At 63.0% G+C, this 11,687-nt stretch carries 6 protein-coding genes; 5 read left to right on the forward strand and 1 reads right to left on the reverse strand.

The window, feature by feature from the left end; all coding sequences use genetic code 11:
- The coding region (locus ACFW0H_RS23070) for a VCBS domain-containing protein (protein WP_422916179.1) at positions 1–3,166 on the reverse strand (3,166 nt) is incomplete at its 3' end.
- A 1,052-nt stretch (positions 3,167–4,218) separates the two neighbouring features.
- Here ACFW0H_RS23070 and ACFW0H_RS23075 point away from each other — a divergent pair.
- The 5 genes from ACFW0H_RS23075 (at position 4,219) to ACFW0H_RS23095 (ending at position 11,637) form a co-directional block, all read left to right on the forward strand.
- On the forward strand, positions 4,219–4,908 hold the full coding sequence (locus ACFW0H_RS23075) for a serine protease (RefSeq protein ID WP_422916180.1): 690 nt from the start codon (positions 4,219–4,221) through the stop codon (positions 4,906–4,908).
- A gap of 913 nt (positions 4,909–5,821) precedes the next feature.
- Positions 5,822–6,256 (forward strand): low molecular weight protein-tyrosine-phosphatase, encoded by a 435-nt coding sequence (locus tag ACFW0H_RS23080; RefSeq protein WP_422916181.1) that lies wholly within the window; start codon positions 5,822–5,824, stop codon positions 6,254–6,256.
- Between the two features lie 21 nt (positions 6,257–6,277).
- Positions 6,278–8,515, forward strand: coding sequence for a polysaccharide biosynthesis tyrosine autokinase (locus ACFW0H_RS23085; RefSeq protein ID WP_422916182.1), 2,238 nt, complete (start codon positions 6,278–6,280; stop codon positions 8,513–8,515).
- Positions 8,516–8,648: 133 nt separating this feature from the next.
- Complete coding sequence (rfaH, locus tag ACFW0H_RS23090; protein ID WP_422916183.1) at positions 8,649–9,155, forward strand: transcription/translation regulatory transformer protein RfaH; 507 nt, start codon at positions 8,649–8,651, stop codon at positions 9,153–9,155.
- A 1,090-nt stretch (positions 9,156–10,245) separates the two neighbouring features.
- Positions 10,246–11,637, forward strand: coding sequence for an undecaprenyl-phosphate glucose phosphotransferase (locus tag ACFW0H_RS23095; RefSeq protein ID WP_422916260.1), 1,392 nt, complete (start codon positions 10,246–10,248; stop codon positions 11,635–11,637).
- Positions 11,638–11,687: the final 50 nt, after the last annotated feature.

An 11,687-nucleotide genomic window follows, 5' to 3' on the forward strand; every position in this document is an offset into this window, starting at 1 on the left:
TACCCGCCGTCACCGGCTGCAGTTCGGCCTCGCCGCTGTCCTCGTCGCTGACCGTGAGCACGCCGGACACGCTGAGGCTGTCCTCCTCGACCACCGCGCCAGCCACGTCGCCGCTGATGCTGGCCGCACCGTTGGTGCCAGTAATGGTGATGCTGATCACCTGGCTGGCGGTGCCGTCGGCCGAATGCACGGTCAGGCTGTCGCTCAGGGTCACCCCCTCCGGCAAGGCCTGCACGGCCGCATGGCCGTTGTTCAGGCTGTAGGTCCAGCTGCCGTCGGCCAGCACCTCGAAGGTGCCGTAGCCATTGGCGCCGGCGGTACCCGCCGTCACCGGCTGCAGTTCGGCCTCGCCGCTGTCCTCGTCGCTGACCGTGAGCACGCCGGACACGCTGAGGCTGTCCTCCTCGACCACCGCGCCAGCCACGTCGCCGCTGATGCTGGCCGCACCGTTGGTGCCGGTGATGGTGATGCTGATCACCTGGCTGGCGGTGCCATCTTCGGACAGCACCGTCAGGCTGTCGCTCAGGGTCACCCCCGCCGGCAAGGCCTGCACGGCCGCATGGTCGTTGTTCAGGCTGTAGGTCCAGCTGCCGTCGGCCAGCACCTCGAAGGTGCCGTAGCCATTGGCGCCGGCGGTACCCGCCGCCACCGGCTGCAGTTCGGCCTCGCCGCTGTCCTCGTCGCTGACCGTGAGCACGCCGGACACGCTGAGGCTGTCCTCCTCGACCACCGCGCCAGCCACGTCGCCGCTGATGCTGGCCGCGCCGTTGGTGCCGGTGATGGTGATGCTGATTACCTGGCTGGCGGTGCCATCTTCGGACAGCACCGTCAGGCTGTCGCTCAGGGTCACCCCCGCCGGCAAGGCCTGCACGGCCGCATGGCCGTTGTTCAGGCTGTAGGTCCAGCTGCCGTCGGCCAGCACCTCGAAGGTGCCGTAGCCATTGGTGCCGGCGGTACCCGCCGCCACCGGCTGCAGTTCGGCCTCGCCGCTGTCCACGTCCGTCACCAGCACAGTGCCGGAGGCCATCAGGGTGACGTCCTCGACGACCGCGCCAGCCTCATAGTCGCTGATGCTGGCGTAGTCGTTGCTGCCCGTGATGTTGATGGTCAGCGTGGCGACGGCAGTGACGCCCGCGGAGTCAGTCACGGTGTAGGTGAAGACATCCGTCGCCGCCACGCCCTGGGCGAGGCCCTGGGTTTGCAGGTCGTCGTTGTCGAGCTGGTAGCTGTAGCTGCCGTCGGCATTCAGCGTCAGGGAGCCGTAGGTGCCGACGACCAGCGCCCCGACCAGCGCGGCCGCGCCATTGACGGCGGACACTGCCAGCGTGTCGAAGGGCAGGTCGGGGTCGGTATCGTTGGCGAGCACGTTGCCGGTCGCCGCGCTGTCGCCTGCGAGGGCGTTGGCCAGGCCACCGGCCTCGATGACCAGGTCCGAACCATTGCCATCGTTACTGGCCACCGGACCACGACTTTCCACCCCCAGGAAATCCCCCACCACCAGGTGGTGTATGCCGGTCAGCCTGACCGCCAGTTCAGGCGTGGTGTTGCCGTTGATGTCGGCATAAACGTAGGTGTCGCCGTCGATGTGCTTGAACCACACGCCATTGGCGATGGGCGTCGTGCCGCCCCATTTGAGGTCGACGCTGTCGCCAAGCAGTTGCACGAGGTCGATCTTGTCCGCGCCGGAAGTGAAGCCCTGGGCGCTCAGGTCCTTGATGCCCTGAAAATCGGTGATGACGTCCATCGAACCGATCGTGGAATCCGACCAGTTCAGCAGGTTGTCATGGTCGTGTCCCCGCTGGTGCCCGTAGCCGTGAAGATTGTGATGGTGAACGCCGTGAGTGTCGTTCTGGTTGATCGCGGCGGTGAAGACGAAGGTATCCGCCCCGCTGCCACCGGTCAGCGTATCCGCACCGAGCCCGCCGGCGAGCTCATCGGCGCCGGCTCCGCCGTGGAGCCTGTCCTGGCCTTTCTCGCCGAACAGCTGGTCGTCGCCGCCCTCGCCATAGACCACGTCGTTGCCACTGCCGGCGTAGATGATGTCGTTGCCGCCGACGCCAGTGCCGCTCAGGTTATCGCCGTTGTCGCCGTAGATCAGGTCGTTGCCGCGGCCGGAGTAGATGAGATCGGCACCTGTCGCGGCGGCTGGCCCGGTGGCCGAGTCCTTGCCGTCGCCATAGATGGTGTCGCCGCCACTTTCGAATTGATCGCCATGGCGCCATCCGCTGTCGCCATTGCTGCCGATGCGGTCGTCGCCCGAACCACCGTAAAGCAGGTCGCGACCGTCGGCACCGCTGATGGTGTCGTTGCCCAGGCCACCGTAGACAGTGTCGCGGCCATCGCCACCGTTGAGCGTGTCGTTGCCCGCCCCGCCGTCGAGCACGTCGTCTCCGCCTTCGCCGTAGAGCGTGTCATCGCCGCCTTCGCCGTACACCTGGTCATTGCCGCTGCCGGCGTAGATCCGGTCGTTGCCGCCGGCGCCGGCACCGCTCAGGTTGTTGCCGTTGTCACCGTAGATGATGTCGTTGCCGTTGCCGGCATAGATGGTGTCGTTGCCCAGGGCGGCAGCCAGGCCGGCATTCGCTGCGCTGTTGTAGCCATCGCCATAGATGACGTCAGTGCCATTCTCACCGCCCGAACTGCACCGCGATTCGTCGTCCATGCGGCCGATGACGTCGTCACCCTCGCCACCGTAAATCGTATCGGCGCCAGTCGAGCCGATGATGATGTCGTTGCCGGCGCCCCCATAGAGCCTGTCCTGACCGGAACCGCCATCGATATAGTCGTTGCCGGCACCGCCGTCGATGGAGTCATTGCCGCTGTCGCCATACAGCCTGTCGTCACCGATGCCGCCCCTGATCACGTCATCGCCGCTGTCGCCCAGCACCGTGTCATTGCCGTCGCCCGCGTCGATGATGTCGTTGCCGCTGCCGCCGTCGACGGTGTCGTTCCCCGTGCCCGCGTTGATCGTGTCATTGCCGCTACCGCCATCGACAGTGTCGTTGCCTGAGCCGGCATCGATGGTGTCATTGCCGTTTCCACCATCGACAGTGTCATCGCCTGCGCCGGAGCTGATGGTGTCGTTGCCGTTCCCGCCGTCGATGATGTCGTTGCCCGTGCCGGTGGTGATGGTGTCATCGGATTTGGTGCCAGTGATGCTAGTCATCTCATGTCCTTCCTGAAGGGGTGGCTAGGCCGCACGGGAAACGCAGGCAGCGTTCCAGGCTGTCGTGGGATTCGAAACCTTGGTGGAGCGAGAGCGATCCGGCCGGGAACGGCCGGTTGAGAGCACGCGACGCGCGAATGCGTCGAGCACCGGGCGTGGGCCCAAGAATTCAGCAGAGGGAAGCGAAAACGAATGGCAACGCTCGACAGGCCGGGCCGCCGACTGCTCCAGCCGGGCTCCGCGCCGAGCGCGGCCAGGCAGAGCCTGAGCGCAGGCAGAATGGCTGACACCAGCCATACAGCAACTTAGACGACGAGCCCGCATCCTTTGGCTCCTAGGTAAATGGCTACGAAGAACGTTTGGCGAAACAGCAAATTGCCATCGCGTGCCTTACTGTCTAGAAACGAAGCCGGGATGTGTAAAAGGCTGGCCGACAGGGCCTGTCAAAATAACGACTAGCGGGACGTGAAGCTTTGTTAGCCGGAAATGGGTGACGGATTTCCGACTCGCAGGGCGACAAAACTTCGGCATCCCTGGCCAGGGGGGTGGCCCGTCCAACCCGTGGAGCGGGCCGGTAAAGCGGCTCACCGCCAACCCCATCGGCAAAACGACATGTTCGATTCAGCTGCAGCCCAGCTGCACACGACCAGCACATGTCCTTCCGTCGAAAAGCCATGCCAGGGCAAATGACGGGCTGGCCGACAAGCCCTGTCAAAATAACGACTAGCGGGAACGGCGTATTGGCTCGGCGCACCCTCTTGATTGATTTGCAAGAGAATTAGCCACTACGCAAGCCCTTGGAGCGAGGCCAATTTTGCGGCCGTAGCATCATTTAGCCAGCCGCGCATCCCACCCCGGCATCCGGGCAATACGGACCAGCGGTCATATCGTCAAACGCTATTTGACCTATTGCGAGGCGGTCCAACAGGGCGACCGCTCGTCACCCATAAGTGTTGGCAACGGGCTCAAGCTGATGACGCAGTACAGGGGCGCCGGCGGACATAACCCAGCCAGGAGAGGCGCCCCTTCAAGCCGAACTTCGGTGAGTCACCATGCGCAAGATTGCCGCCATCTTCATGGCAGGAGCCTTGTGTGCAGGATGCAACGGACTGGTCAAACCTGATGTTTCAGGCCCCGCCACTGACACGTACTTCTCGGTTTTCTCGGGCTTTCCGCTTCCCTACTTCTATATGGCGTCGGCCGTGCAGTGGAATGAGGAATATGCCGTCACCACCGCTCACACGCCGCTGATTCCGTACGAGAAGTACCGCTGCAGCACGGGCTGCGACCTGGTGTTCATACGGCACAAGGCCAACGGCAAGATACCGGCCTGGCGCACCGCACAACCGGGCGAAAGCATCACCGCCGCAGGCTCCAGCCCTTACCTGGTTGGCGGCAGCAGCCATGGCAAGGTTTATCCGGCGCCCTTCATCAATACCAATGAAAACAGCGGCGAGCTCTACGCCATTCATGACGCCCCCATCGTCAAAGGCATGTCGGGTGGCCCGGTGATGGCCGTAGACGGCAGCGTTGTCGGCATCAACATGGGCATTTACTCGGTAAACCTCAACGACATAAGCCACCACCCTGGCTTGCAAGGGGCCGAGCGAATCAGCGTGTTCATTCCCTACTCGGTCATCCAGCGGGAATGGATGTTGCTGCAGGCAAAGCTGCAGCCAACGGATGAACGACGCTTCGCCGCCATCAGTGACAGTGCCGCCCACCTCCGGGAGGCGCCGTAACTTTGTAGGGTGGGCCGGGCGGCGCTCCGCGAACTTGCGATACCCATCAACCTTGTCCGCATGGGTATCGCTCCGCTCCACCCATCCTACGCAGCTCACTCCATGCACCAAGCCCACCCTGACAACCACGTAGGAGCGAGCTCTGCTCGCGAAGTGGCCCCGTTCGCGAGCAGAGCTCGCTCCTACGGTGGACATCGCCAATTCATTCACCAAGCAGCGCGGTGGAAATCCCTTTCGGGGCTGCCACCCCCCGGTGTCCCGCCCTGCCTCGCTGGTGGATAGAAAAGCGCTATCCACCCTACACGGCTACCTGGCAGTAACTTTGTGGGGGCGAATTCATTCGCCAAGCAGACCGCAGGTCTGCCCTTGGAACTTCCAGGGGCAACTCCGTAAGGCACCCCACGCGCACCGATCGCAGGCTCACCCCATGCACCAAGCCCAACCGCCGGTGCGCACGGCGCACCCTACTTGGCAGCGACTTTGTAGGGGCGAATTCATTCGCCAAGCAGACCGCAGGTCTGCCCTTGGATCTTCCAGGGGGCAACTCTGCAGGGCACCCCACGCACACCGTTTGCAGGCTTAACCCATGCGCCAAATCCGACCGCCGGTGCGCACGGCGCACCCTACAAAGTGGATTCCCGCACTTAATTGAGGCCGCGTTTGACACCAGTTCGAGCAGAGCCACTCTTGCCCAAGCAAAAAATCAGACCAACGCCCGCCCCGATGGCAGAAAGCGACCAAGGAGTCTTGACCCCCACCCCGGCCCCCACCTAAAGTTGCGCCCCTTCACGCTCTCCAGATGTTGCGAAACCCTGGGGATGCCGTATCGGGATGCTGGAATGGAATCCGCTTTCCTCCTTCGCAGCACACCCGCGCGGCTAAAAAACCGACCCTGCAACCCGTGCTGGCCCTTATGTTCAAGAACATCCTGGTCGTCTGCGTTGGCAATATTTGCCGCAGTCCAACCGCCGAAGCCCTGCTCATATCCAGGCTCTCCCCCCGTGGGATCACTGTCGCCTCCGCGGGCATCCACGCCCTTGAGGGCAAGCCCATGGATGCCACCGCACTCGAAGTGCTGCGTGAGCATGGCGGGGACCACCCCGACCACCAGGGCCGCCAACTGACCCGCGACATGCTGACCCGGTACGACCTGGTGCTCACCATGGAGCAGGGCCATATCCAGCGCATCATCCAGATGGCGCCCGAGGCCCGCGGCAAGACCTTCCTCCTCGGCAAATGGCAGGGCAATCAGGAAATACCTGACCCCTACCGCCAGCAGAAGCCGGCCTTCGAACATGTCTACCAGCTGATGGCGCAGGGCGTCGAAAGCTGGTCGCAAAAACTCTGACCCCTTGAAGAAGCGCTCCAGATGACCAGCCAAAACAGCCTGCCCGTGCAGGATTCCCATGACGACGACGATATCGACCTGCTCGCGCTGGCCGGCACCCTGCTGGACGCCAAGTGGCTGATCGTCGGCATCACTGCCTTCTTTACCGTAATGGGCGTCGCTTATGCCGTGCTGACCCCGCCCGTGTACCAGGCCAACGCCCTGGTGCAGGTGGAGGAGAAAAAGGGCGGCCTGGCAGCCATGACCGGCATGTCGGAAATGACCGAGATGTTCGGCGGCACCTCGGCGGCGGTCACTGAAATCGAATTGCTGAAGTCCCGCGCTGTACTGGGCCAGGCGGTGGAAAACCTCAAGCTGGATGTGATTGTCGAGCCCCATTACTTTCCGCTGTTCGGCCGATTCCTGGCGCGGCGCTTCCAACCCGAACCCGGTCAGGAGCTTGCAGGGCCGCTCTTTGGCTTCAGTGGCTTTGCCTGGGGCGGTGAAAAGCTGGATATCTTCCAACTGGAAGTACCGGACAGCTACCTGGGCAAGGAGTTGACCCTGCGCGCAGAAGGCAATGGCACCTTCACCCTGCTGAATGAAGACGATGAGGCCCTGCTGACCGGCAGTGTCGGCGCCCAGATCGAACAGGATGGCTTCAAACTGCAGGTCGCCGAGCTGCGCGCCAATGCCGGCGCCGAGTTCAGTGTCATCAAGCAACGCCGCCTGACCACCATCCTGCAGTACCAGGAAGACTTGGGGGCAGGCGAGCGCGGGAAGGAATCCGGCATCATCGCCCTGTCGCTGGAAAGCGAGGACCCGGCCCAAGCCACCCGCGTGCTGGATGAAGTGAGCCGGCTCTACGTGCTGCAGAACGTGCAACGCAACTCCGCCGAAGCCGCGCAGAGCCTGGAATTCCTCCAAGGCCAACTGCCAGAAGTGCGCAAGCAACTGGAAGAAGCGGAAGCCAAGCTGAACGCCTACCAGACCAGCGCCCGCTCGGTGGATATCACCATCGAGACCAAGGCTGTGCTGGACCAGATCGTCCAGCTGGAAACCCTGATTTCCGAGCAGAAGCTCAAGCGCGCCGAAATGGAGCGCCGCTTCACCCGCCAGCACCCCAGCTACCAGGCGCTGATCACCCAGATGGGCCAGCTGGAGCAAACCAAGCGGGATCTGATGAAAAAGGTCGAGCACCTGCCAGAAACCCAGCAGGAACTGCTGCGCCTGACCCGCGACGTGCAAGTCGGCACCGAGATCTACACCCAACTACTGAACAAATCCCAGGAGCTGGACATCCTCCGCGCCGGCACCGTGGGTAACGTGCGCATCATCGACGCGGCCGATGCCAACATCGAGAAACCGGTCAAGCCGAAGAAGCCGCTGATCGTGCTGATTGCCACCCTGCTGGGCGGCCTGATCGCCATGGCCTATGTGCTGGTGCGCAAGGCACTGAATCGTGGCGTGGAAGACCCAGACGTGATCGAGCAGATGGGCCTGCCGGTGTACGCCGCCATCCCCCACAGCAAGGAGCAAGCGGTCCACGAGCAGAGCTTCAGGGGCAAGTCGCACGCCAGCACCGGCTCCCATCTGCTGGCCGTGACCAACCCGGCGGACCTGGCGGTGGAATCCCTGCGCAGCCTGCGCACCAGCCTGCACTTCGCCACCCTGGAGGCGAAGAACAACATCATGATGATCTCCGGCCCCAGCCCGGCCGTGGGCAAGTCCTTCGTCTCCGCCAACCTCGCCACCATCGTCGCCCAGACCGGCCAGCGCGTGCTGCTGGTGGACGCCGACATGCGCAAGGGCTACTTGCACAAGATGTTCCGCGACGAGGCGGAAAGCGGCCTTTCCGAGCTGCTGGCTGCGCGCATTGAGCTGGACACGGCCATCACCCGTACCGAAGTCGAAAACCTTGACCTGATCACCCGTGGCCAGGTTCCGCCGAACCCTTCGGAACTGCTGATGCACGCCAACTTCACCAAGTTCCTCGAACAGGTGAGCAGCCGTTACGACCTGGTCATCGTCGACACCCCGCCGATCCTGGCAGTTACCGATGCCGCACTGGTGGGCCGCCAGGCCGGCACAAGCCTGATCGTGACCCGCTACGGCATGAACGCCGCCAAGGAAATCCTGCTGACCAAGCGCCGCTTCGAGCAGAACGGCATCAACCTCAAGGGCGCCATCTTCAACGCCGTGGAGCGCAAAGCCTCGGCCTACGGTTACTACGGCAATTACGCCTACTATCAATACGAGTACAAATCGGACAAGGCGTAATCAACGCCCCTCTTCCGCTGCGGGAGAGAAGCGAAGCAAAGAGCCGGGGGAAGGGAACTTCCCCGGCTCTCGTGCCACTAAGCGGCTACCATTTCGCCAGGCCTCCTGGCACGCGCCAAGAAGGAGAGAGCGCATGGCGGGCAAGCACGCACTTCCCCACTGGTATCTGATCCAGTGCAAACCCAGGCAGGACGCCCGGGCCGAGGAAAACTTGGCACGCCAGTCCTACACCTGCTTCCGCCCCATCTGCACAGTGACCCGCCGACGCGCCAACGGCGAGCAGCAATGCCTCGAATCGCTGTTTCCCGGTTACCTGTTCATACAACTCGACCGCGTCACGGATAACTGGCACCCGATCCGCTCCACGCGTGGCGTCAGTCAACTGGTTCGCTTCGGCGATCAGCCCGCCATAGTGCCGGACGAATTGGTCGACGAAATCAGGCAGCGTCTCGCCGCTCCACCAGAACCCACCTCTGACCTCGCACCCGGCGACCGAGTACGCCTGACCGGCTGTAACTTCAAGGATCTGGAAGCCATCTTCCTGGCCCAGGATGGCAACAAGCGCGCGCTGATCCTCCTGCAACTGCTGCAACGCGAACACACCATCAGCGTGCCCCTGCGCAGCATCGACAAACTCTGACTGCGAACCAGCACCCGCCTCCTTTCCGGCTGCGAGCAAACACCTCGATTCTGTCTGCATTACATGCTTGGGCATCTTGCAACGCCCCGTAGGGTGTGCCGGGCGGCGCTCCGCTTCAGCCTCGTAGCCTCGTAGCCTCGTAGCCTCGTAGCCTCGTAGGGTGGGCTTCAGCCCACAAACGGAGTTCAGAGTGGGCTGAGGCAAACCACTGACGAACTATCTCGGCCCCATTCGAAGAGACGCTCACCGCGCAGCACTGCCAAGACGAAAGCAACATTCACTGACGGGTAGGCCACGATCTTGATGTAGGAAATTACCCATAAAAAACGTAGGAGCTTTCAGACAATCGAGAAACCAGTTCCCGCTCACCCTCAAGTAGTGCATCACCATTCCGGCCCAGCGCCCATGCTAGAGCGGCCCGTTGCCAAGCCCACGTCCCGGCCCTTCCGCTCGTCACCTGCATCAAATGAGAACGGATATCGGACTTCCAAACTGTGACCGAATACGTAGAATGCTCTCGCGAATTCGGTTTTGTCGTTCCTACAAGGAATAAACCGAGTCCTACAGGATGTAAGGAAGGTTGCCACCCCGCAGCCAATCCGCCAGGGAACGCCCCCCTGATGGGCACAAGCCGGACACAGATCCGACTGCTCACCGCATCCACCTTACCTGCCGTAAGCACCGGGCCATGGCCTGGCGCATTGGCGTGCCAATGCCGACGTTTTCAGGGATCGACGCCAAACCCTGGGGCGGTAGCGTGCCTGAAGGTGCCCGGCGTACAGCGCCGACAGCGCAGCATCAGGACCAGGCCACGACCTGGTAGTCAGAGAATGGAAGACCTCCGCACGAACCCCCAGGGTTCTTCGCGGTGCAACTTAGCCAGCGCACATTGCCGTGACTCTCCCCTGATAGTTGCCATCGCAATAGGCAACCCTCTCCGGGGTCGACTCGAACAAGGACCGTTACCGTCGTGCCACATAGCAGCCGAGCCCAGACCATGCCGAACTCGCAACAACGCAAGCACCGCAGGGCCACGCGCGCCGACCAGGCCACGGCCACTGCCCAACTCCGGCAGCCGCCGCACCTTAACCTGATCGGCAAACGCGAGCCCAATACGCCTGCCAGCCGTGGCCTGACATTCTGGGGGCAATGGGCTGCGGCCATGGGCATGGTGAGCCTGCTGCTCTGCGCCCTGGCGCTGTACAAGACCGGCCAGTTCGAAACGCAATACCGCATGCTCGCGCTGTTCGCCCTGTTGGGCTCGGTGCCGGCCTACTCGCTGGTAAGCGTCTATCACAAGCACCACGGTTACATCGCCGGCCTGGCACGGCTGCTGGCGGGCTGGATGGTGCTGCTGTCCGGCCTGACGGTCGTAGCCTTCCTCACCAAGACCACCGAGCTGTTCTCGCGTGAAGTCATGATCCTCTGGGGCAGCCTTGGCTTCGCCGTCCAGGCCTGCCTCTTCCTGCCACTGCACGCGTTCTCGCGCCGCCACCACCGCAACCTGCAGTCGGCCCGAACCTCGCTCATCATCGGCAACAGCAACCTGGCGCTGGAACTGGCGGACAAGCTGATCCGCGTTCGTCAGGAACCCCTGGTGGGCCTGGTCACCGCCGATGACGAACCCCACCTGGACGACAGCCTCTACCCCATAGTCGGCAACCTGGCCGGCCTGCGAGACCTGATCGCCGAGCACCGGATTCGCCGCCTCTATATCGCCTTGCCCCTTTCCGCTGCCGACCAGATCGAAGGCCTCTACATCGACCTGCTCGACGCCAACGTCGACGTGGTGTGGATCCCCGACCTGCAAAGCCTGAAGCTGCTCAACCATTCAGTAACGGATATCGATGGCCTGGCAGCCATCAACCTCAATGAAAGCCCCCTCACCAGCTACCCCACCGCAGCGCTGACCAAGGCCGCGCTGGACCGCAGCGTCGCGCTGCTCGCCATCATCCTGCTCAGCCCGCTGCTGCTGGGCACCGCACTGGCGGTGAAGCTGTCTTCGCCCGGCCCGGTGCTGTTCAAGCAGAAGCGCCACGGTTGGAACGGCAAGGTAATCAAGGTCTGGAAATTCCGCTCCATGCGCGTGCATGCCGATGCCCAGGTCAAGCAGGCCACCCGTGGCGATCCCCGCATTACCAGGGTCGGCGCCTTTATCCGCCGCACCTCCATCGACGAGTTGCCGCAACTGTTCAACGTTCTGCAGGGCCGCATGTCCCTGGTGGGCCCACGCCCCCATGCCGTTGCCCATAACGACTACTACACCGGCAAGATCGACGCCTACATGGCCCGCCACCGCATCAAACCCGGCATTACCGGCCTGGCGCAGATCAGTGGCAGCCGGGGCGAGACCGAAACCATCGACAAGATGGAACGGCGCGTAGAAATGGACCTGGCCTACATCAACCACTGGTCCATCTGGCTGGACATCAAGATCCTGATCAAAACGCCCTTCACCCTGCTCTCCAAGGACATCTACTGATCCTGAACGCCTGCTCGACTCCGTAGGAGCGAGCCAGCGTGCGAATAAAT

The organism is Metapseudomonas cellulosilytica, from assembly GCF_049334135.1.
GTDB lineage: Bacteria > Pseudomonadota > Gammaproteobacteria > Pseudomonadales > Pseudomonadaceae > Metapseudomonas.

Bases quoted from the DNA above. Each gene is read 5' to 3' on its own strand.
- ACFW0H_RS23075 (WP_422916180.1), top strand. From the start codon at position 4,219: ATGCGCAAGATTGCCGCCATCTTCATGGCAGGAGCCTTGTGTGCAGGA.
- ACFW0H_RS23080 (WP_422916181.1), top strand. From the start codon at position 5,822: ATGTTCAAGAACATCCTGGTCGTCTGCGTTGGCAATATTTGCCGCAGT.
- ACFW0H_RS23085 (WP_422916182.1), top strand. From the start codon at position 6,278: ATGACCAGCCAAAACAGCCTGCCCGTGCAGGATTCCCATGACGACGAC.
- rfaH (WP_422916183.1), top strand. From the start codon at position 8,649: ATGGCGGGCAAGCACGCACTTCCCCACTGGTATCTGATCCAGTGCAAA.